The organism is Streptomyces sp. NPDC044106, from assembly GCF_056433985.1.
In genome coordinates this window covers 62,421-83,625 of sequence record NZ_JBWKFZ010000004.1, presented here as the reverse complement: position 1 = coordinate 83,625, position 21,205 = coordinate 62,421, and the positions used below count along the sequence as shown (strand labels likewise).

The 21,205-nt window shown below is 71.2% G+C and carries 21 protein-coding genes and 1 pseudogene; 7 read left to right on the top strand and 15 right to left on the bottom strand.

The window, feature by feature from the left end:
• Window positions 1-149: 149 nt before the first annotated feature.
• Genes AC07DI_RS08010 through AC07DI_RS07995 form a run of 4 tightly spaced genes read right to left on the bottom strand, consistent with a single transcriptional unit; the run spans window position 150 to window position 2,908 of the window.
• Window positions 150-422 (bottom strand): hypothetical protein, encoded by a 273-nt coding sequence (locus AC07DI_RS08010; protein ID WP_384263044.1) that lies wholly within the window; start codon window positions 420-422, stop codon window positions 150-152.
• Window positions 423-471: 49 nt separating this feature from the next.
• On the bottom strand, window positions 472-831 hold the full coding sequence (locus AC07DI_RS08005) for an STAS domain-containing protein (protein WP_478902970.1): 360 nt from the start codon (window positions 829-831) through the stop codon (window positions 472-474).
• Window positions 828-2,099 carry a SpoIIE family protein phosphatase gene (locus AC07DI_RS08000; protein WP_478903441.1) on the bottom strand — a complete coding sequence of 424 codons (1,272 nt, stop codon included), beginning with the start codon at window positions 2,097-2,099 and terminating at the stop codon, window positions 828-830. The genes AC07DI_RS08005 and AC07DI_RS08000 overlap by 4 nt, the downstream gene beginning before the upstream one ends.
• Window positions 2,099-2,908 (bottom strand): alpha/beta fold hydrolase, encoded by an 810-nt coding sequence (locus AC07DI_RS07995; protein ID WP_478902968.1) that lies wholly within the window; start codon window positions 2,906-2,908, stop codon window positions 2,099-2,101. The genes AC07DI_RS08000 and AC07DI_RS07995 overlap by 1 nt, the downstream gene beginning before the upstream one ends.
• A 142-nt stretch (window positions 2,909-3,050) precedes the next feature.
• Here AC07DI_RS07995 and AC07DI_RS07990 point away from each other — a divergent pair, with 142 nt between their 5' ends.
• Window positions 3,051-3,731, top strand: a complete 681-nt coding sequence (locus AC07DI_RS07990) for a class I SAM-dependent methyltransferase (RefSeq protein ID WP_478902967.1) — start codon at window positions 3,051-3,053, stop codon at window positions 3,729-3,731.
• Between the two features lie 34 nt (window positions 3,732-3,765).
• On the opposite strand, the gene AC07DI_RS07985 is transcribed toward AC07DI_RS07990, so the two are convergent.
• From AC07DI_RS07985 to AC07DI_RS07965, 5 genes are all read right to left on the bottom strand, one after another.
• A complete protein-coding gene (locus AC07DI_RS07985) occupies window positions 3,766-4,992 on the bottom strand; it encodes a beta-ketoacyl-[acyl-carrier-protein] synthase family protein (protein ID WP_478902966.1) in 1,227 nt (408 codons plus the stop codon).
• Window positions 4,989-5,240 (bottom strand): acyl carrier protein, encoded by a 252-nt coding sequence (locus AC07DI_RS07980; protein WP_384263020.1) that lies wholly within the window; start codon window positions 5,238-5,240, stop codon window positions 4,989-4,991. Before AC07DI_RS07980 ends, AC07DI_RS07985 begins: the two co-directional genes overlap by 4 nt.
• Window positions 5,241-5,309: 69 nt before the next feature.
• Window positions 5,310-6,200: an alpha/beta fold hydrolase gene (locus tag AC07DI_RS07975; protein WP_384263018.1), complete on the bottom strand. Its 891-nt coding sequence runs from the start codon at window positions 6,198-6,200 to the stop codon at window positions 5,310-5,312.
• Window positions 6,201-6,255: 55 nt separating this feature from the next.
• Window positions 6,256-7,491: a beta-ketoacyl-[acyl-carrier-protein] synthase family protein gene (locus AC07DI_RS07970; protein ID WP_478902964.1), complete on the bottom strand. Its 1,236-nt coding sequence runs from the start codon at window positions 7,489-7,491 to the stop codon at window positions 6,256-6,258.
• Window positions 7,488-7,721, bottom strand: a complete 234-nt coding sequence (locus AC07DI_RS07965; protein ID WP_478902962.1) for an acyl carrier protein — start codon at window positions 7,719-7,721, stop codon at window positions 7,488-7,490. Before AC07DI_RS07965 ends, AC07DI_RS07970 begins: the two co-directional genes overlap by 4 nt.
• A gap of 500 nt (window positions 7,722-8,221) precedes the next feature.
• On the opposite strand from AC07DI_RS07965, the gene AC07DI_RS07960 reads away from it, so the two are divergent.
• Window positions 8,222-8,740, top strand: coding sequence for a methanogen output domain 1-containing protein (locus AC07DI_RS07960; protein WP_478902961.1), 519 nt, complete (start codon window positions 8,222-8,224; stop codon window positions 8,738-8,740).
• Window positions 8,737-9,474: a PAS domain-containing protein gene (locus AC07DI_RS07955; protein ID WP_478902960.1), complete on the top strand. Its 738-nt coding sequence runs from the start codon at window positions 8,737-8,739 to the stop codon at window positions 9,472-9,474. Before AC07DI_RS07960 ends, AC07DI_RS07955 begins: the two co-directional genes overlap by 4 nt.
• A 172-nt stretch (window positions 9,475-9,646) precedes the next feature.
• On the opposite strand, the gene AC07DI_RS07950 is transcribed toward AC07DI_RS07955, so the two are convergent.
• Window positions 9,647-10,834 (bottom strand): aminoglycoside phosphotransferase family protein, encoded by a 1,188-nt coding sequence (locus tag AC07DI_RS07950; RefSeq protein WP_384263009.1) that lies wholly within the window; start codon window positions 10,832-10,834, stop codon window positions 9,647-9,649.
• A gap of 234 nt (window positions 10,835-11,068) precedes the next feature.
• Here AC07DI_RS07950 and AC07DI_RS07945 point away from each other — a divergent pair, with 234 nt between their 5' ends.
• The gene (locus AC07DI_RS07945) at window positions 11,069-12,553 is read left to right on the top strand and encodes a DNA-binding protein NsdB (protein ID WP_384263007.1); all 1,485 of its coding nucleotides are present in this window, start codon (window positions 11,069-11,071) and stop codon (window positions 12,551-12,553) included.
• 3 nt (window positions 12,554-12,556) lie between these two features.
• On the opposite strand, the gene AC07DI_RS07940 is transcribed toward AC07DI_RS07945, so the two are convergent.
• The 4 genes and pseudogenes from AC07DI_RS07940 to aac(3) form a co-directional block, all read right to left on the bottom strand.
• Window positions 12,557-13,975 (bottom strand): PP2C family protein-serine/threonine phosphatase, encoded by a 1,419-nt coding sequence (locus tag AC07DI_RS07940; RefSeq protein ID WP_478902959.1) that lies wholly within the window; start codon window positions 13,973-13,975, stop codon window positions 12,557-12,559.
• A gap of 470 nt (window positions 13,976-14,445) precedes the next feature.
• Window positions 14,446-15,090 (bottom strand): LuxR C-terminal-related transcriptional regulator, encoded by a 645-nt coding sequence (locus AC07DI_RS07935; protein ID WP_478902957.1) that lies wholly within the window; start codon window positions 15,088-15,090, stop codon window positions 14,446-14,448.
• A gap of 12 nt (window positions 15,091-15,102) precedes the next feature.
• On the bottom strand, window positions 15,103-16,515 hold the full coding sequence (locus tag AC07DI_RS07930; protein WP_478902956.1) for a sensor histidine kinase: 1,413 nt from the start codon (window positions 16,513-16,515) through the stop codon (window positions 15,103-15,105).
• Window positions 16,516-16,823: 308 nt separating this feature from the next.
• A pseudogene (gene aac(3) / locus AC07DI_RS07925) lies at window positions 16,824-17,516 on the bottom strand (aminoglycoside 3-N-acetyltransferase); the annotation flags it as partial.
• A gap of 155 nt (window positions 17,517-17,671) precedes the next feature.
• Between aac(3) and AC07DI_RS07920 the strand changes: the two are divergent.
• The 3 genes from AC07DI_RS07920 to AC07DI_RS07910 all read left to right on the top strand — a co-directional run bounded on the left by AC07DI_RS07920 (window position 17,672) and on the right by AC07DI_RS07910 (window position 20,157).
• On the top strand, window positions 17,672-18,325 hold the full coding sequence (locus AC07DI_RS07920) for a hypothetical protein (protein ID WP_478902955.1): 654 nt from the start codon (window positions 17,672-17,674) through the stop codon (window positions 18,323-18,325).
• Between the two features lie 157 nt (window positions 18,326-18,482).
• The gene (ligD, locus tag AC07DI_RS07915; RefSeq protein ID WP_478902954.1) at window positions 18,483-19,436 is read left to right on the top strand and encodes a non-homologous end-joining DNA ligase; all 954 of its coding nucleotides are present in this window, start codon (window positions 18,483-18,485) and stop codon (window positions 19,434-19,436) included.
• Between the two features lie 97 nt (window positions 19,437-19,533).
• Window positions 19,534-20,157 carry an O-methyltransferase gene (locus AC07DI_RS07910; protein ID WP_478902952.1) on the top strand — a complete coding sequence of 208 codons (624 nt, stop codon included), beginning with the start codon at window positions 19,534-19,536 and terminating at the stop codon, window positions 20,155-20,157.
• Between the two features lie 80 nt (window positions 20,158-20,237).
• Here the strand turns inward: AC07DI_RS07910 and AC07DI_RS07905 are convergent, their stop codons facing one another.
• Window positions 20,238-20,804: a type 1 glutamine amidotransferase domain-containing protein gene (locus tag AC07DI_RS07905; RefSeq protein WP_478902950.1), complete on the bottom strand. Its 567-nt coding sequence runs from the start codon at window positions 20,802-20,804 to the stop codon at window positions 20,238-20,240.
• Window positions 20,805-21,205: the final 401 nt, after the last annotated feature.

Below are 21,205 nucleotides of genomic sequence, written 5' to 3'. Positions count from 1 at the left end.
GGCAGCGGAAAGTGGCCGCCCGGCGGGAACCGGGACGGCGAGCGCTGATTCAGGTGGGAGAAGGCGCCGCCGTCAGCGGGCGGAACGGACCTTCTGCGACCAGATACCTCGTGCCATGAACATCACCTTAACAGCGCGACCCCCTCGCTTCACGGGGCGTCGCCCGACCAGTCGAAACGGCGCGGATCGCCCGGACGCGGGGCGTACATCGCCCGCCCACCGGCACCGAACCGCCCCAGCTCGGTCGGCAGCGAGACGCCCGCTTCGAGCTCCCGCGGCGTACGCCCGGTGATGTCGAGCAGCAGCCCGTCCAGCGGACCGCCGACGAGTTCGGCGTAGCACTGGCCGGGCCGTGGGCCCGGATGTTCGTGGTCCTGGCCGTAGACCCGGCCGCGCAGCAGCTGCTCATCGTCGCTGTCCATGCCGACCAGCGTCTCAGCCACCACTGACAGCAGAGCTGTGACAGCGGAGTCAGCTCGGTGCGGGATGCCAGGAGGCTTCGGCGGCCCCGGCGTCGGGGTGGGTGGGAAAGACCTGGTCCAGGCCCGCGATGCGGAGGATGCGGCGGACACGGTCGGGGACCGCGGCCAGGGCGATCGTCGCGTCCGCGGCCAGGGCGTGGTTGCGGGCGGCGATGAACACGGTTATCCCGGTGGAGTCGCAGAAGGTGAGAGCGCCGAGGTCCAGGACGAGCTGCTGACCCGAGCGCGGGTCGAGCTCCCGGAGCGCGGCGCGGGCGTCGGGGGCGGTGCGGTGGTCAAGCTCCCCGGACAGCTCCAGGACGGGACCGGCTGGGGTGGTGCGGGTGCGCAGGGAGAGAGGGTGGGTCACTGCTGCTCTTCACTGGTGGGTCGGGGCACGTTGACGGCCAGCACCGCGGTGTCGTCCTCCACGCCTGAGCCGAACGTGTCGAGCAGCTCGCGGATCGCGGCGATCGTGTCGGATGCGGTGGTGGGCGCGAGGTCGCGGGCGAAGTCCAGGAGGGCTTCGTCGCCGTAGCGGTCGCCCGTGCCGGTGCTCGCGGTGTGTGCCTCGGTGAGGCCGTCGGTGTGCAGCAGCATGGTGTCGCCCGCGTTCAGCCGGACGGTGGTGGTGGCGATGTGGGCGTCGGGCAGGACGCCGATGAGCTGCCCGCCGGGCGTGGGCAGGTAGTCGGCGGTGCCGTCGGCGCGCATCAGCAGCGCGGCCGGGTGCCCGCCGCTGGCCAGCGTGACGTGGAAACCGCCCTGGTCGCCGGCAGGCGTGAGCAGGCCGAAGACGACGGTGCAGAACCGGGGGTCGGCGCCGTTGTACTCGTGGTTGAGGACGGTGTTGAGGTTGCTCAGTACGGCTGCCGGGTCCGGGTCGTAGACGGCGGCGGCGCGGAGCGTGTAGCGGGCGAGCGAGGTGATGGCCGCGGCGGCGGCGCCCTTGCCGCAGACGTCGCCGAGGAAGAACCCCCAGGAACCGGCGGCCAGCGGGAAGAGATCGTAGAAGTCGCCGCCGACCTCGTCGCTGGAGGCGATGTGGTAGTGCGCGGCGACCTCGAGACCGGGCACGCCGGCCAGCGTCGGCGGCAGCAGCGTCTGCTGCAGGGTCGCGTTCAGCCGCTGCAGGCGCTCACGCTCACGCTCGGCCTCCTGGCGGGCGCGCAGCAACTCCTTCTCGTACGCGCGGCGGTCGCGGGCGTCGAAGAGGGTGGTGCGGATCAGCAGCGGCTGCCCGTCGCTTCCCGTCTTCACGACCGAGGTCACCAGGACCGGGAGGCGGGTGCCGTCGGCGGCCTTGAGGTCCAGGGCGATGCCGCTGACCTCGCCCTGCATCCGCAGCAGCGGCGCGAAGTGGGTTTCGTGGTAGAGCCGTCCGCCGACGCTCAGCAGGTCGGAGAAGTGCTTGCGGCCCACGAGGTCACCGCGTTCGTAGCCGAGCCAGTCCAGCAAGGTGGTGTTGACCTTGGCGATCTGCCCGTTCAGGAGGGTGGACAGATAGCCGCACGGGGCGTGCTCGTACAAGTCCTCCGCACTGTCCTCGAGGAGCGCGGAGAACTGCGCCTGCTCCCCTGCCGGGTCCTCATGCCGCCCGCGGCCCCCGCCCTCTCCCTCGTCACTGGTGTCGCACATCATCCGGCGGCGCCCGCGAACGTGGCGATCACCGCGGCGGTCTCCTCGGGTGCGGCGAGCTGAGGGCAGTGCCCCGTCGCGTTGAGCGTCACCAGCCGGCTGCCGGGGATCTGGGCATGCACGAACGCGCCCACCTCCGGCGGGGCGATCGCGTCGTGGGAGCACTGGGCGACCAGGGTCGGAACGTTCACGCGGGCGAGGTCCGCGCGGTTGTCGGACAGGAAGGTCACCCGCGCGAAGACACGGGCGATGTCCGGATCGGTGCGGCAGAAACTGTTCGTCAGCTCCTCGCCCAGCTCCGGCCGCTCCGGATTGCCCATGATGACCGGCGCCATGGCGCCGGACCAGCCCAGATAGTTCGACTCCAGCGATTCGAGGAGCTCGTCGATGTCCTCGGCGCTGAAGCCGCCCCGGTAGCCGGTGGCCGGGTCGTCGATGAAGCACGGGGACGGGGCGAGCAGCACGAGTCCGGCGAACGCCTCGGGCTCCCGCGCCGCGGCGAGAACCCCCACCGTCGCGCTCACCGAGTGCCCGACGAAGGTCACAGGACCGAGCGCCAGCTCGTGGCAGATCTCCAGCACATCGTCGACGTACCCGTCCAGGGTCGAATAGCGCTCCCGGCTCCACGCCGACAGATCCGAACGGCCCGCGCCCACGTGGTCGAACAGGACCACGGTGAAGTCACGCTCCAGCGTCGGCACCACCAGCCGCCACATGTTCTGGTCGCACCCGAACCCGTGCGCCAGCATCACCACCGGCCCGCCGGTCCGGCCGGTCACCGTGACATGGTTCCTGCTTCGCACATCCATGCGACACATCCTCGCAGATCGGAGCGGTGCGGGACGTCGGCGCCGAGGCTCTTGCCCCGAGCGCCTGCTGCAGCACGGTCGGGGCCCCGGGGTAGTCACCCCCACACCGACTCAGCGCCTGCCTTCCCCTACAGTCGCGCCCATGACCGAGCCCACCTACCTCGCCGCGGTCCGGCAGTCGTACGACACCGTCGCCGCCGACTACGCCGAATTCGTGAAGGACCCCTCGCAGTTGGACCCGTTGTCGCGCGCGATGCTGGCGGCGTTCGCCGAGGCCGTACGGGGGAGCGGGCTGGGACCGGTCGCGGACGTGGGATGCGGGCCGGGCAAGGTCACGGCGCACTTGGCGGGCCTGGGAGTGCCCGCCTTCGGTGTCGACCTGTCCCCGAAGATGGTCGAGCTGGCCGGTGAAGCCCACCCGGGTCTGCGCTTCACAGTGGGGTCGATGACGGCGCTGCGGATCGGCGACGGCGAACTCGGCGGCATCATCGCCTACTACTCCGTTCATCACACGCCGCCGGAGCTGCTGCCGCTCGTGTTCGCCGAATTCCGGCGCGTACTCGCGCCCGGCGGACACCTCCTACTGGCCGGCCCCGTGGGAACCGGCGAGCGGTTGCGCCCGGCGCAGGCGTACGGCGGTCATCCGGTGTCCTACGAGTCACACCTGCTGCCGCCCGGCCGCATCAGCGGCGAGTTGGGCCGGGCCGGGCTCGCCGTCGCCGCGCAGCTCGTGCAGGCGCCGGACGAAGGCCTGACGAGGAGTGTCGTCACCTTCCTGGCCCGCAACCCCGGTGCACCCGGGCCGGGGCCGCGGCAGGAATGACGGCCGGGCAGTAGTCCTCTGCGAGCGGTGTTGCTCAGGGGGACGTGAAGATCAAGGCCGCGTTGTGGCCACCGAAACCGAAGGAGTGGCTGACGGCCGCGCGCACCTGCTGGCGTCGCGCCTGTTTGGTGACGCAGTCGATGTCGAACTCAGGTGCGGGCGCGGCGAGATTGGTGATCGGCGGGACCCGCTGATGCTCGATGGTCAACACGGTCAGCGCGGCCTCGATGGCGCCGGCCGCCCCGAGCGTGTGGCCCAGCGTCCCTTTCGCGGCGGTCACGCTCGGGCGGTGCGGCAGCACCCGGGCGATGAGGCCCGCTTCGGTCATGTCATTGGAACGGGTGGACGTCCCGTGCGCATTGACATGATCGATGTCCTCGGGTGCCAGCGACGCGTCGGCCAGCGCGGCCCGCAGCGCTCGCTCGGCTCCTGGTGCGCCGTCGGGCTGGGCGGTGGGGTGGTACGCGTCGGACGTGGTGGCGCATCCGGCGAGCAGCGCCCGTGGCCGGCGGTCCCGGGCCGTTGCGTCCGCGACCCGCTCAAGGACCAGGACGCCCGCCCCTTCGGCCATCACGAAGCCGTCGCGGTCCGCCGCGAAAGGACGTGAGGCGGTGGCCACCTCGTCACGACGGGTGGACAACGCCCCGGTGCGGTAGAAGCCCGTGGTCGTCATGGGACTGGCGGACGCCTCGGTTCCGCCGGCGATGGCGATGTCGCACGCGTCCCTGGCCAGCAGGTCACGCGCGGTGGCCAGCGCGGTGGCACCGGAAGCGCACGCGGTGGAGACGCTCAGGCTCGGGCCGCGGGCACCGAGGTCGATGGAGACCTCGCCCGCGGCGATGTTCGGCAGGAAGTGAACGATGGCCAAGGGAGAGACCATGTCGGCCCCCTGGTTCAGCAGGCGGTGGTGCTGCTCCTCCCACTCCCAGGTTCCGCCCAGGCTGCAGCCGATGACCACGGCCACTCGGGCGTCGTCCCAGGTGTGCGGGTCGAGTCCGGCGTCCTCGACCGCTTCACGCGCGGCGAAGACCGCCAGCTTCGCGAAGTGGGCCATGCGCCGGGCCTTGCGGCCGCCCATCCGTCGGCGTACGTCCCCCAACTCCGGCACGCGACAGGAGAAGTCCACCGGAAGGCCGGCCAGGCGGGTGTCGCGGGTGGCGGTCGAGACGCCCGAGAGGACGCCCTGCCAGGTGGCCTCGGCGCCGTCACCCGCCGCGGTGACGAGGCCGATGCCGGTGACGGCGATGTCGTCGTGGGTCATCGGGCCGCGCTCTCGGGGCTGGGGGCGGCTTCCAGGGACGCGATCAGCTCGTCGATCGTGGTGGCTTTGACGACGAGGCCCGGGGCGGGACCCACGCCCAGCTGCTCTTTCAGGACGAAGGCGAATTCGGCCAGGGCGAGGGAGTCGAGATCGAGCGAACCCAGGGCCGTCTGGGGGCGGATGGCTTCCACGGGGACCTCGAAGTCATCGGTCAGGATGCGGTGGACCGTGGTGGAAACGTCGGACATGGGGACCTTTCTTGAACAAGAGGGGACAACGAGAGGCTGAGACGGACAGGGGCGGCGGCGACCCTCGCCTCATCCGTCGCTCGGCCCCTCGCGCGTGCCGGTGAGGGCAAGCACGGAAGGGCGTACCGACGGCGTCAGGTCTTCGGTGAAGTGGCGCAGCGCGAGAGCGGCCACCTCGGCGGGCCGCGCGAAGACGACCCAGTGGTCCGATGACTCCAGTACGGCGAAGGAACCCTCCGCCAGGGTCGCGGCGAAGGCGCGCTGCTGCGCCACGGGGCAGAGCGTGTCGTGCGCACCGCTGAAGACGAGTGTGGGGATCCCGTCGAGGTCGCTGGCCCCCACGGCGACCGTGACGTCGAAGGTCCGCTGCAGAACGGCCAGTGCGTGCGGCGTCCGGAGCTGGCGCAGGACGCTGCGCCGGAGGTAGCGGCTGGCCAGCCTGCGGTGCACCAACGGCATCTCGGGGCCCATGCACAGCATCAGCTCCGTCGCCAAGGACGCGAATTCCTCCACCCGCCCCGCCGCGGCCAGGGCTTTGGCCTCTTCCACGCGGAGTCGCTGGGCCGGTGTGACACCGGTCGGGACCCCGCCAAGGACCAGGCGGGCGACACGTTCCGGGTGCTCCACGGCGTACCGGTGGGCGATGATGGAGCCGTAGGAGTACCCGAACAGGTTGATCCGGTCCGCCCCAAGGTCGTCCACGACCAGCGCCAGAGCCCGGCAGAGCAGAGCCGGCGAGAGGTCCTCGACGGGCATCGGGTTGTGGGAACCCGGGTAGTCCAAGGTGACGACATCGGCCACCGGCATGAGTTCCCGCTCCACAGGGCACCAGTCGTGAATCCCCTGGAACACCCCGCCCAGGAGCACCATGGGGTGCGTCCGCGGCGAGGGGTGGCGGAGTACGCGATAGGCGAACTGCTGTCCGTCCACGGTGAGAGAGCGGACAGTCTCGTCGAGCATGGTTCCCGTCCATTGTCGGGCCGACAGGGGACTGCCGGCAGAAGGGTCAGGCGGATCAGGCCTGGGTGAGTACCAGAGCGGCGGCGAATCCCCCGAAGCCCATGGCGGTCTTCACCGCGCACTCCAGGCGTGCGGGGCGGGCGTCCTTGCCCACGACGTGGCCGCGGACGTTCGGGTCGAGGGACGACAGGTTGGCGGTGGGCGGTACGGTCTGGTCGCGCAGTGCCAGGACGGTCAGCGCCGTCTCGATGCCTCCCGCCGCGCCCAACGTGTGGCCGACCATGGCCTTGCTGGAGGTGATCAGCGGGCCTTCGCCGCAGACACGGGCGAGGACCTCGCTCTCCACCAGGTCGTTCGCCGGGGTCGAGGTGCCGTGGGCGTTGACGTGGTCGACGTCCGGGCCGCTGACGCCGGCGTCGGCCAGGGCGGTGCGCAGGGCGCGTTCCAGCGCGGCGCCGTCGGCGGCGGGGGCCACGGTGGCCTCGGGGTCCGTCGCGGCGCCGTATCCGCTGACCTGGGCCAGGACGGCCGCTCCGCGGGCCCTGGCGTGCTCGGGGCGTTCCAGTACGAGGATGCCGGCGCCTTCGCCGAAGACGAACCCGTCCCGGTCGGCGTCGAAGGGCCGGGATGCCGAGGCGGGGTCGTCGCGGCGCGTGGACAGGGCCTTGAGCTGGCACGCGCTGGCGACCAGCAGCCGGCCGACAGCGGCCTCGGCGCCGCCGGTGATCACGATGTCGCACTGTCCGGAGCGCAGGAGTTGGTGGGCGGCGCCGATGGCGTGGGTTCCGGAGGCGCAGGCGGTCGCCACCGCGAAGCTGGGCCCGGACGCGTTGAGGTCGCGGGTGACGCTCTCCGTCGCTCCGGTGACGGGCGTGAGCAGGCCGGTCTTGGGGGAGACCCGGCCCGTCCGCCGCAGGCTCGCGTGCTGCTCGTCGTAGAAGGGCAGCCCGCCATGGGCGTTGCCGATCACGACACCCACCCGGCTGCCTTCCCACAGGCCGCTGTCCAGGGCCGCGGACGCGACGGCCTCGCGCGCGGCGACCACCGCGAGCTGGGCGAACCGGTCCATCAACCGGCATCCCGCCACGCCGAGTTGGCCGCGCACATCGGCGTCGGCGACATAGGCGAAATCGCACGGCAGCCCTTCCAGGGCCGGGTGCGGGCCCACCCCGGCCGGCACTCCGCCGTTCACCACGGCCTCCCACGAGCGCGCCGCGTCGGCGCCGGCCGCCGTCACCATGCCGACCCCGGTCACCGCGGCGTCGAACCGGGCCGGACGCGGCGCGGTCACGAACCCGCCCTCGCGCCGACCACGTTCACCAGATGGGCCACGGTGTCCCGCGAGGTGATGTGGGCGTCCTCGAGGTCGATGGCCATCCGCTCCTCGATGATGAAACGGAATTCCTCCAGAGCGAGCGAATCCAACCGCAATTGGTGCAGAGCGGTGTCCGCCGGAACCGCCTGCGCGTCGACTCCGAAACTCTGACGCAGTACCTCGTGGACGTGTTGCGCGGCATCCATGCAATCTCCTTGACGGGTCTGCCCTGCCGATGCGGATCAGCGGGCCGGAACACCCCAGCCTGTCGCCGCCCCTTCCTCCCCGGGCGAGCGCCGAATTCTCGGCAGCGACATCAGCGATGACCTCACCGGCGACATCGGCAGCGACAGACGGCATGACTCCGCGACGCTACAGCGACGCCGCGGCGCGCAAGCTCCAGCGACATACATCTGGAACACCCACCGAATCCATGGGCTAGTCGTACATATGCGTCGGCAAACCTCTTCGGGCAGGCGATACCAGCCCGAGCGCCGTCAGGGAGGCGCTCCGCCAACTGGGGCGACGGGCCGGGCTCGTTGAGATTTAGCACTTCAGTTTGGTGGGTGTCCGCTGGTGCGGGGTGCTGCTGGGGAGGAACGGCCATCCTCACCAAACCGGTCGACAACACGTGTCACGGCGCGCAATCATGGCGTGACACAAGGTGAGTGCCGTGCGTCGAGCGGCCTGACCGCGAGGGGGCCCAGTGGAACCAGCGGAAACCGACATCGCCCTCGACCGCGACGTGTTCATGCGGAGCCTGATCCGCGAGTTGGCACGCGTGCTCGAGGACGTCGTCGGTCTGGAGGAAGCGGCGGGGTACGTCAGCCTTGTCAGCCAGACCATCGGCGGCGACATCAACCGCCAGTACACGAAGGCCCTTTCGGTCGACCGGCTCGACCTCGGGCAGGTCGCCAAAGTGATGGTGGACCTCAAGAGACGCCTCGGCGGGGCCTTCTACGTCATCGAGGAGAACGAACAGCGCATCGTCCTGGGCAACCGGGTCTGCCCGTTCGGTGAGAAGGTCGTGGGCCGGCCGTCGATGTGCATGATGACGTCGAACGTCTTCGGAACCATCGCCGCGGAGAACCTCGGGTACGCACGCGTGGAGCTGGACAAGACCATCGCCCGCTGGGACGTGGGCTGCCGCGTCATCGTCCACCTGCGCCCACCGTCCGAGGCGGACCGGAGTACCGGGCGTGAGTACTACGGCGACATTCCGTGATCCGCGACGAGACGATCAGCCTCTTCGGGAAGATCACCGGCCTGTTCACGGAACCGGTGCTGCTCGTCTCCGCCGACACCCAGGTCCTGGCCGCGAACGCGGCGGCGGTCCGGCTGCTGCCGGGGGTGCAGGACCGTCCACTTCTGAGCGGCCTGGTCTCCGAATCCGCCGACGACGTCGTCTCGTTCGTCAGGCAGTGGCTGCGGACCGGCCATCCGACACCGGCGGGTCTGACCCTGCACGGCTATGACGGCTCACGGGTGCGCTGCCGATGCTTCGGCGCCCGCGCGCAATGGCTCACCGCGCCGACCGTGCATCTGCGCGCCGTCCGGATCGACCCCGGTGACCGCTTCCTCACGCTCAAGGAACGGGTCGACGCCCTCGGACGCGAGCGCACCCTCCGCTTCCGGGCCACCGAAGAGCGCAGCACCCTCACCTCCTCGCTGTCCGCCGTCCACGCCAGACTCGACCACCTGCACGCGCTCGTGGTGGCGCTCGCCGCGGCCACCACGAAGACAGCCGTCGTCGAGTTGGTCGCCAAACACGTCCCCCAAGTGCTCGGCTGCACGCGAGCCGACCTGTACTTCAGCACGCCGGCACCCGGCCCCGCCCGGCTCCACATCCCCGTGCCCCCGGACGCGGCCCTCGTCCTCACCGTGGACGGCGGCGCGCCCCCTCCGGACCATCTGGAGTCGGTGTCGGCATTGATCGGCGGCGTGCTCAGGGGTCTGTGAGGTCTCGTCAAGGGCGCGTCGGGCGGTGCTCACATGCCTTCGTCGTAGTCCTCGTCATAGTCCCGAGGTAGTCGCCGGTGGCATACGAAAGTCCGCAGTGCGCCCCTGTCCAAAGCGCACCGCGGACCTCTGCCCCCGTCGGCCCTGCGGCCCCGTCCGACCCGCACCCGCGTCAGCGAGTGCCGACCGCCGCTCGTACGGCCCGACGGGCCAACTGGCAGTCGTCGTGCAGCCGCCTCAGGAGCAACCGCTGTTCCTCACCGGACGGCGTGGCGCCGGGGTGGGCCGGGCCCGCGGCCACCGGGGCCGATTCGTGCATCGAACGCTGCACGGCCGACTCGTACGTCCGGATCTCACGGGTCAGGACCAGCATCAGATTCACCAGGAACGCATCGCGCGCCGCGGGACCCGCGACCTGCGCCAGTTGGCTGATCTCGCGTCGGGCCACCGGAGAGTCACCGAGGACCGTCCACAGTGTCGCCAGGTCGTACCCCGGCAGATACCAGCCCGCGTGCTCCCAGTCGACCAGGACGGGGCCCGTGGGGGAGAGCAGGACGTTCGACAGAAGGGCGTCGCCGTGGCAGAACTGCCACATGGCGTGGTGGCCGTTGCCCTGGTGGCCGACCGAGTGGGCGATGCCGTGCAACAGTTTCTGCAGGTCACCCATGTCGCGGTCCGTCAGGAGACCCAACTCGTGGAAGCGGGAGATCCGCTTCCCGTAGTCCAACGGCCGACCGAACATCTCGGCCGGTGGCCGCCACTGGTTGAGTCGGCAGACCGAGCCGAGCGCCGCCCGGATGTCGGCGCGCGGCGGGGACTCGATCGGGTGCCGGTGCAGTGCCGCCACTCGTCCGGGCATCCGCTCGATCACCAGCGTGCAGTCATCGGGGTCGGCGGCGATGAGCCGTGGCGCCCGGACTGGCGGGCGGTGCCGGACGAACGAGCGGTAGGCCGCTATTTCGTGCCTGATCCGCTCGGCCCACGCCGGTGAGTGGTCGAGCAGACACTTGGCGACGGCGGTGCTGCGCCCCGCCGTTCCGACGAGCAGTACGGTACGGCCGCTCCGGCGGAGCACCTGCACCGGGTTGAACTCGGGGCAGATGCGGTGCACGGAAGCGATCGCGGTGCGCAGTTGCGCCCCCTGGGGGCCGGACAAGTCGAGTCTCCCGCTGAGCGGCTGCGTGCCGGTCCCCGGCAGGCGGGGCGTGTGGCCGGCGCCCAGCGGTGCGCCGGCGGGACGCACCGGCTCGAGATAGGGGCCGCTTCCCGACGTGGGGGGCATCTCGCGGCTCCGGTGGACCGGGGGGCGCGGGCGCAGCGGCCGAGGCGGGGCGGACACGGAGGACGATGCTGCGTACATGGGCGATACAGATCCCTTCGTGTGCCTGTGCATTGCGTGCGCCTCCCGGCCCGATCGCGTCGGGTGCACCCTGGGGAGTGCCTTGCGGCGACCGGGTCGGGGTGGCGCATTCCTACCTGACACCCGTTGTCCCCTGGCACACCATGTGGCGCACCCTGGCGAACCCTGGCGAATAGTCGCTCAGCAACTGACAGAGGGTTACTGTCAACTCAGCCGAGAACCTGGGGGCTTGACGTGAACGGACAACCCAACACCCGCCTTTCGGACCTGTTCGGCCTGGCCGGCTGGTCAAAGGGGGAGCTCGCGAGACTGGTGAACCGGCAGGCGGCGGCCATGGGCCATCCGCAACTGGCCACGGACACCTCGCGGGTGCGGCGTTGGATCGACGTGGGAGAGATCCCGCGCGATCCGGTCCCGCGGGTGCTGGCCGTTCTGTTCACCGAGCGTCTCGGCCGTGTCGTGACCACTGAGGATCTGGGTCTGGTACGGCACGGGCGCGTAGGGAAGCGGCGTGGCGACGGGAGTGTGGAGCACCCCGACGGCGTGCCGTGGGCGCCCGAGCGGACAGCCGCGGTCCTCACCGAATTCACGGGAATGGACCTCATGCTCAACCGACGCGGCTTGGTGGGCGCGGGCGCTGCGCTTGCCGCAGGCTCCGCACTCAGCAGCGCCATGCACGACTGGCTGCACACCGATCCGGCCCTCGCGGCCGACGCCCCCCGTATCGCGGATCCCCTGCACGTCGACCCCGCCGGGTTCGACCGCTATGAGGCCGCCCCGATCGGGTCCCAGGAGATCGAGGAACTGGAGCGCTCGGTCGAAGTGTTCCGCGCGTGGGACGCGGCTCGCGGAGGCGGCCTGCAGCGCAAGGCCGTCGTGGGCCAGCTCAACGAAGTGGGCGGCATGCTCGCCTACCGGCACCCCGATCATCTCCAGCGGCGCCTGTGGGGCGTCGCCGCCAACCTCGCCGTGCTTGCCGGCTGGATGTCGCACGACGTCGGCCTCGAACCCACGGCCCAGAAGTACTTCGTCATCGCCGCGCACGCGGCCCGCGAGGGCGGCGACCGACCGCGCGCAGGGGAGGCACTGTCCCGGGCCGCCCGCCAGATGGTGCACCTCGGCAAGCCCGACGACGCCCTGGATCTGATGAAGCTCGCCAAGTCGGGCGCGGGCGAAGAGGCCCTGCCCCGCACCCGTGCGATGCTGTACACCATCGAGGCATGGGCCCACGCGTCCATGGGCCGTGGCCAGGCGATGCGCCGCACCCTCGGTCTCGCCGAGGACCTCTTCGTATCGGACAAGGGGGATGTGCCGCCGCCGAGCTGGATGCAGATGTTCGACGAGGCGGATCTGCACGGCATGCAGGCCCTGGCCTACCGCACCCTCGCCGACCACGACGCGTCCGCGGCCGGTGCCGCGCAGCGGCACGCCAAGGCGGCGATCGAGCTGCGGGCCAAGAACCGCGGCCGGTCGCAGATCTTCGACTACATCTCGCTCGCCTCGGCCTGCTTCATCGCCGACGACCCCGAACAGGCCGACCGCTACGCACGGTTGGCGCTGGTGTCGATGAGGTCCAACTCCTCGCAGCGCACCTGGGACCGGCTGCGGGCGATGTATCGACTGACCGCGCAGTACGCCGGTTACCCGAAGATCCAGGACCTGCGCGAGGAGATCAAGCTCGCGCTGCCGAGGGGGGCGGGGAGGACGGCGAGGGCGTAGGACTCAGACCCGCATGACCAACAGGCAGGCGTCATCCTCACGCGGGGACTCGCCGACCTCCTCGACGATGGTCCGCACGCAGTCCTGTGCCGTACGAGCCCCGGTGAAACGGGACGCGAGGGACAGTAGCAGGCCCGTCGCCGTCTCCCTGTCGCGCCGCGGCACCAGGCCGTCCGTGTGCAGCAACAGCAGGTCGCCGGGGTGGAGTCGCTCTTCGGCCTGCTCGTACGTCGCCCCGGAGGTGGCGCCGAGGAGCACGCCGTGCGGGGGCGTCAGCATGCGCCCCGCCCCTTCGCGGAACAGCAGAGGGGCGGGGTGCCCTGCCTGCGCCCAGGTGAGGAGGCGGGTGGCGGGGTCGTAGCGACAGCAGACGGCGCTGCCGAGGGCGGGCTGAACGGTTGCGTCCAACAGCAGGTTGAGCCAGCCCATGAGTTGGCCTGGCGGGGCTCCCGCGACCGCCATGCCGCGCAGCGCGCCGAGCAGCATCGCCATGCCGGAGGTGACGGCGACGCCGTGGCCGGTGAGGTCGCCGACGCTCAGCAGAGCGTGGCCTTCCGGCAGTTCCAACGCGTCGTACCAGTCGCCGCCGACGAGCGTGCTGGTCGAGGAAGGGAGGTAGTGCGCGGCGAGGTCGAGCCGGCCGGGGCCGCCGTGTGGCAGGCGCAGTGAGCCGGGCCACGGCGGGAGGACCGCCTCCTGCAGTTCGACGGCGAGGCGGTGTTCGGCCTGTGCGGCGTCGCGTCGGCGTTGCATCGAGTCGTGGCTGTCGCGCACCACGCGCTGGCTGCGGCGCAATTCGCTGACGTCCCGCAGGACCGCCCACATGGAGGCGGTGGAGCCGTCGGGAGCGAGCACGGGCTCGCCCATCATGTGCACCTGGCGCACCCGCCCGTCGGAACGCACGACGCGGAATTCGCCGTCGATGGGTTTGCCGTCGACGAGGCAGTCCGTGACCATCGAGGTCAGTAGCGGCTGGTCCTCGGAGTGCACCAGGGAGGGAAGCTCGTCCAGGGAGAGCGGGGGAGCGGCCGGGTCGCGTCCGAGAATCTGGTAGAGCTCGCCGGACCAGCTGGCCTCGTCGGTGAGCAGGTTCCACTCGGCGCTGCCCACCCGGCTCAGGAGCGATCCGCGATGTGGCTCCGGGCACTTTGGGGCGGCCGGGACCGACGGTTCCCCGGCTGCTCCCGGCGGCCCGTCGCGGAGCTGTGCCAGGTGGTCGCCGAGGTCGTTGAGCTGATGCACCGCCAGGTCGCACAGGGCGCGCTGCCACCGCCCCTCGGGGCCTCCGTGGTCGGCCACGGCTTCGCGCCGCACGGCGTCGACCTCGCCGCGGAGTCGGCGTGTCTGCGAGATCAGCGCGTCTACCGGGCCGCGTTCGGGCGGCTGGGCGGCTGCGTGGTCCGCGAAGACGTGGGGCGGCATGGGGTGCTCCGGTGGAGGTGCGGTGCGACCAACTTGACGGGTGGTGGACCGTTAACGACTTTGGCACAGCGAAAGGTGGCCCGTAAGGGATTTGGCAACACACGATGCGGTGGTGCTTCTGGCATATGCCGGTGTCCTGCCGGTACGGGGACAGAGGGCGACAGTCCAGAGTGCACGGGTGAAGAAGCCGTAGGGCTTGGGGGTGAAATGTGGTGATTGGGTGAGGGAGTCGGGGTGGGTAACGGTCCTGGTGCGGTGAGGCGGCCGGTGATGGTCGTCGGGCGGGCGCGCGCTGGGCCCCGGGAGGCGTGTGCCGACGCGAACACCCTGCCGCCTGACGCCCCAACGCCCTTGAGAACGGCTGGAATTGGCCCTCGAAGCGGCCTGTCATGAGCGCACCGTCGGCACCCCCTCGGGCCCGGCCCACGCCCCGTCACCGGCGCCCCGCCCTGCTCACTCATTGGCTCGCCTCACGAGCGTAGGTAGTGAATGACCGCGAGCACGCGACGGTTGTGGTCGTGAGACACGGGCAGGCCGAGTTTGTCGAATACCGCCGCCACATGCTTCTCCACCGTTCCGGGCGAGACGAAGAGCGCCTGGGCGATGGCCGCGTTGGAGCGGCCCTCCGCCATGAGCGAGAGCACCTCGCGCTCCCGAGCGGTGAGCGGGGCCAGCTCCGCCGCACGGTGGCCGGCCCCGGCGAGCTGCGTGACCACCTCCGGGTCGAGCGCGGTGCCGCCCGCCGCCACCCGCTCCAGCGCGTCGGTGAACTCCGCGACGTTCGCCACCCGGTCCTTGAGCAGATAGCCGACGCCCGCGGAGCCCGCCGCGAGCAGACGCGTGGCGTACTTGGTCTCGACGTACTGCGAGAAGAGCAGCACGCCGGTGCCGGGATGTGCGCCACGGATGTCGATGGCGGCGCGCAGCCCCTCATCCGAGTGGGAAGGCGGCATCCGGATGTCGACCACCGTGACGTCGGGGCGATGCGCGGCGACCGCCTCGCGCAGGGCGTCCGCGTTCCCCACGGCGGCACAGATCTCATGGCCGCGCTCGATGAGCATCTGGGCCAGCAACTCCCGCAGTACGGCGGCATCCTCGGCGATCACGACGCGCATGGCCGCATGCTCTCACGCGTGCAACGGCAGCTCGACGGTGACGGTCGTCGGTCCGCCCGCGGGGCTGCGGATGTCGATGCGTCCGTCGACCGTGCGGACGCGCTGGGTGAGCCCGGTCAGGCCGCTGCCGCCCCCGGGCGTGGCGCCGCCCCGTCCGTCGTCGGTGACCTGGAGGAGCAGCAGTCCGTCCCATTGGGTGACGCCGATCGCGGCTCGCCGCGCCCCGCTGTGTTTGATGACGTTCGTCAGGAGCTCGGCCGCGCAGAAGTACGCGATGGTCTCGATCGCCGGGGTGGGGCGCCGGGGCACGTCCGCCGTCAACTCGACGGGCACCGTGCTGCGGGCCGCGAGCGTGGCGAGGGCGTCGGGCAGGCCCTCGTCGAGCGCGGGCGGGTGAATGCCGCGGGCCAGATCGCGGAGTTCGGTGAGTGCCTCGGTGGCGTTGCGGTGCGCGCCGTCGACGAGTTGCCGCAGACGGTCCGCGTCCAGCGGCCGCCCGTCGTCGAGCCGCTCCCTGATCATGTCCAGACCCATGGCCACGGCGACCAGACGGACCTGCGCGCCGTCGTGCAGATCACGCTCGACCCGCCGCAGCAGCGCCACCGAGTCGTCGACGGCCAGCGCGCGGGTCTCCTCCAGGTCCCGTACGCGGACGGTCAGCGGGCCGGGGCCGAGCAGCGCCCGGATGAGCCTGCGATCGCCCTCGACGACGAGGCGGGTGACCCAGGGGGCGCACAGGAGGGTGCCGACGCCGATCAGGACGGCGAGCCACGTCCCGGCGAAGGTGTCCGCGGTCAGCCCGCCGAAGGGGATCGGAGTGAGTACCGGCATGCCTTCCGGGTCGCCGGATCCGACCGTGGGCTGCTGGCCGAGGACGCCCCACCGCAGTGGCGCCGTGAGGTTCACGAGCCCGGTGACCCACCACAGCACGGCGTACGCACCCAGCGCGCCCACGGGCAGCTTCAGGAGGACGTACCCCGCCGAGCGCCAGCCCGTCCCGTCCCGCAGTCGCGCGTCGAGACGGCCCACGAAGCCCTCGCCCGGCAGAACGGGCGGCGGTACGGCGGTGCGCTCACCGAGGAGCGTCGCGGCCAGTCCGCGGTTGACGGCGCCCAGCGCGCGGGCGAGCCGGAGTCCAAGGATGAGCAGCAGCGCCCCCACCACCGCGAGCACCAGCGAGACGGTGAATCCGGCCCCGAGGGCCAACACCACCGCGAGGATCAGCCCGCCCGCGAGGCCGAGCGGGAAGCCGATCAGGCAGTACGCCGCCTCGGCCCACGTCCGCCGGGTGAACGGGGCGCGGGCCACTTCCGCGACGAGTCGCGGTCGCCGACCGACCGGCAGGGCGTTCTCCGGACGGGTGCTCTCCGGACGGGCGCTCTTCCGACGTTCGGTCTCAGGCTCGGCGCTCTTCTGCACGTGCATGCCGTCAGTGTCCTGTCACGTGTCCCTGTGGGCCGGCAGACGCCCGCCCCCACCGCCGGCACCGCGGCCGTACAACTCCCTGCCGTGCGCCGGACGTCATTCCTGCCCATCACGCTAGGTCGGCAGGGGGCTCGCCCGGAACGCAGCTTTCCTCCCTCTGTCCTGGGGGTTTTCCCCCAGGCTCCCCCCGTCGAACCGAACCAGGCATGGGCGGCCCAGAACCCGTCCGGCAGGTGAACCGCCTCAACCCACCGCCTTCTTTATGAGGGAGGCGATCCGCGCCTCCACCTCCGGTGTCACGGTGCGGCCGGCACCACCGGGGTGTAGTCGAAGGCCCCGTTCTCGGAGTCGATGTCGTGAAAGCGCCGCCAGACCCGCTCGCCGTCCACGGTGATGGGCTGCTCGTAGTCGACGTACCGCTTCCCCGGCGCCTCGGCGAGCGCTTCCGCGTGGTGCAGAAGGGTCAGTGAGTCCAACGGCGCGCCCAGCAGCAGCACGCGGCCGCCCATGGCGGTGAGGTGGGCGAGCGGGCTGTCGGGGCCGTGCGGGTCGTCCCACGGGTGGTCGTCCATCAGGGCGTGCGCGGCAGGACCGAGGGCGGCGAAGCTCGCGTCGGGATGGCGGCTGCGCACCGCGCCGGGCCGGTTGCGCAGGGCCTCGGGCAGCCGCCCGTAGCTGTGGTCCGCCTCGCTGAGCCGCGGGTCGTACGCGGGATGCTCCGCGCGCAGAGCCGCCTGCCAGCTCTCGGGCCAGGTGACGAAGTCGTAGGGCGGCGCGTCGTTCCACCCGCACGTGACCATCAGCGTGCCCGCCGCGCCCACCGCGTCGCAGAGCGCGTCGATGACGGTCTGCGAGCCCCCGGATACGTACCCGAGTGCGGACATCTCGGTGTGGAACATCACGGTGTCGCCTTCGGCCAGCCCCAGCAAGGCCAGCTCGCGACGCAGCCCGGCACGGGTGACGGGGCCGTCGGACCGTTTCAGGAGGTCGAGTTCATCCATCAGGGGAAGGTATGCGCCTACCCGTCGACAGGCCAATGGATTTGTGGTGCACCTTTGTGGTGCATCGCGTTGGTGCGGGTCGGCTTGGACCGTGCTGCCGACAAGCGTCGTCTTGTCGTCTCAGTACAGTGATCACTTTGGTCAAGGCGATCAAAGTGATCAAAGTACTCAAGCAGTCGGCCTCTGGAGAGCTCGTGCAGGTGCACCACCCGATAGACCGCCCCGCGCGTCGCGCCACCCGGACGACAGGATGGAAGGGCATCACCGTGGGTGCCGTGGTCCTGTCGTCGGCGTTCGTGGCCCTGCAATTCGGGCGCAGCCCCGTGGCCCAGGCCTACGCGCCTTCGGGCCCGGGGGCGCACGCGGCGGCGACCGCCACGGCCCCCGCCGAGGCGACGGTTACGGAGGGGCAGGTCAAGGAGGTCGCGCCCGGAGGCGTGATCACCTATCCGAGTGTCACCAGTTGCCTCACGGTCACCGTGCGGCTGCGGGACGGCGGGCTCGTCGGGGCCCACGCCAGTCTGTTCCAGGTGCCGGGCGAACTGCGGTCCGACGAGATCCTGGGTGCGATGAAGGGCCTCGTCGGCCATCGCGCCGTGACCGCGGTGGAGGTCAGAGGGGCGGTCGGCGCCTGGCACCCCAGCTATTTCGTGCGGGCGATCGAGAGTTACGGGGAGGGAGAGCAGGTCCCGGTTCCGGTGGGCCAGGACCTGGACGGGCTGGCCCAGGCGGTGTCGACGGGGCTCGGGGTGCCGCGTGGCCTGGCCACGGTCGAGGACGTCCCTGACGGGGACCAGACCGTCAGCTGACGCCGCCGCCCCTCGCGCCGACCGGGCTACGGCGGGAACCGGAACCGCTCGGCGGCGGCCGGAAACCGGAACCGCCCGGGCCGAACGCTGGCCCGACCGGGCGAGATGGGCCCGCGTCGCGCATGAACGCACCCGGATGGGGCGAGGGCTGACGTTCATGGCCACTCTGCCGCGTCTCGCCCCGATGCTCGCCACCCCCGGTTCGCTGCCGCCACCGCACAGCGAACGCCTGTGGAGCGCGGAGACCAAGTACGACGGGCAGCGCGCGCTGGTGTACCTGCCCGGCGACCACACCGTGCTCATCCGCTCCCGCTCCGGCGCGGACATCACACCGGCGTACCCCGAACTCCACGCTCTGGCCGACGTACTGGGTGGTGTGCCGACGGTGCTCGACGGGGAGATCGTCGTCCTCGACGAGGCGGGACGCCCGGACTTCGAGCGTCTCCAGCCGCGCATGGGGCTGTCCGGTTCCCCGGCGAAGGCGGCCCGTCTCGCCGCCGACGTACCCGTGCATCTGGTCCTGTTCGACGTGTTGTTCCTGGCCGGAGATGACCTGACCGGGCAGCCCTACACGCGGCGTCGCGACGCCCTGGAGCGCCTGGTCGAGGCAAGGCCACGCTGGTCGGTGCCGCGCGCGGTGGCCGGGCACGGCCGCCAGGCCCTGGAGCTGGCCCGCGAGCACGGTCTGGAAGGCATCGTCCTGAAACGGCTCGACTCGGTGTACGAACCCGGCAGAAGATCGCCGAACTGGGTCAAGATCCGCAACGTCCGCACCGTCGACGTGGTCGTCGGCGGCTGGCTGCCCGGCAACGGCCGCCTGACCGGGCTGCCCGGCGCGGTCCTGGTCGGTCAGTACCAGGACGGGGCGCTGTCCTACCGGGGCAGCGTGGGCACGGGCTGGAACGAACGGGAACGTACCGAACTCGCCTACCTCTTGAGCATCGCCGCCATGGACGAGTGCCCCTTCGCCCCCGCCCCCGCTGTACCCGGCGCCCGCTGGGTCCTGCCGCGGCTGGTCGCAGAGGTCCGCTACACCGCCATCACCCGGGCCGGTCTCCTGCGCCACCCGGTGTGGCACCGGCTGCGTCCGGACCTGGCACCCGAAGTCTGAGCCGACCCGCGCCCGGCGCTGTGACCTCGTGGAACCCTCTGCGGACGGCTCCCCCCGACGTATAGCGTCATGTGCACGGCGAGGGGGAGGAACGACCATGGCAGAACGTACGCTTCCGTCCCGCGTGGCAGCGGCGGAACGCGTGGCCCGCGAGGCGGGTTTCGAGAAGAGCTGCCTCCCTGAGGTGGGCAGGCTGCTCAGGCTGGCCGCCGCGGCGAAACCCCACGGGACCATCGCGGAGAGCGGCACCGGCTCGGGGGTGGGCACGGCCTGGCTGCACAGTGGCCTCGGTGCCGACGCGCGCCTGGTCACCGTGGAACGGGACGAGGAGTTGGCCCGGCGGGCGGCGGACGTCTTCGCGGACGACAAGCGCGTCAGCGTCCTCACCGGGGACTGGCGTCTGCTCGAGCAGCACGCCCCCTTCGATGTCTTCTTCTGCGACGGCGGAGGCAAGCGCGACGACCCCCGACGCGTCGTCGAACTGCTCGCTCCCGGCGGCATGCTCATCCTCGACGACTTCACCCCCTCGACCCACTGGCCACCACGTTTCGAGGGAGAAGTCGACGAACTCCGCCTGTTCTACCTCACCCACCCGGACCTGGAGTCCACCGAAGTACTGACCACACCGACCAGCTCAGCGGTCGTCGCTGCACGTCGCGTCCAGAGCGTGAGGACATTGGCTCGACCACCGTCTGCGCTCCCGGCCCTTCCGCGATGGTGAGGTCTGAGCCGGACGACTTGGGTGGCCGGGAGACGTCTCCCGGCCACCCAAGATCCTCGCGCCCCGTACGGGCGTTGCCGTCAGCTCGCCGCGCCGAGCATGCTGTCGATCTCTCGGAGGAAGTCCTCCAGGTCGTCGGGGGTGCGGGAGGTGATGAGGTCCCAGTCGTTGGCTCCGCAGTGCATGACGGACTTGTCGACCCAGGTGCCCTTGGCGTTGCGGATGTCGGTGGCTACCGAGGCGTACGACGTGAGGGTCTTGCCCTCCAGGACGTCGGCCTCCACCAGCAGCCACGGACCGTGGCAGATCGCCGCCACCTTGCGGCCGGACTCCGCGAAGGAGCGGACCGTCGAGACGGCGGTCTCCTCGAGCCGCAGCGTGTCGGCGTTGACCGTGCCGCCGGGTACCAGGAGCAGGTCGTACGAGGACGCGTCCGCGTCGACGAGCTTGAGGTCCGGCTGTACTGTCTTGCCGGGGTCCTTGTCGCCGACGAGCGTGCGGATCCCCTCCGCCGACACGGCGGCCACGTCGACATGCGCGCCACGCTCACGCAGGTGCTGCACCGGCACGACGAGCTCGTCCTGTTCGACTCCGTAGTTGGTGACGATCGTCAGAACGCGGCGGCCGTTCAGTGTGTTCTCAGCCATGACGCTGCCTTTCCTCTGCTGCAGTGCTGCTTCGAAAGCGCTGTTTCGAAGTCGATCGGACGCTCCGGTACCCCCTCTCCAGCATGAGCACACGCCGGAATGCCGCCAGACGAGCCCGGCGACCGGAGTAACCGCTGTCAGGGCGGGTGCCCCGGCCTCCCCGGTGCGATTCGGGACCAAAGGCCTGATCTGGGGGCGAGAACCGTACCGGCCACGGCGAGTCCCGTGGCGCGACGGCGAAGAGGTCTGCTCATGGACGCGGGCGTCTTGGGCATTGCGGGCTCCTCCTCGGCAGGGCAGGCAGTGGGCGGGGCCGTCGGCCCGTCCCTCAAGAGGAGAGAGTCCGCTTCATCGGTTGGCGCTGTCGATGATCTGTGACATAAGTGCGGGTCCCGTCTCGT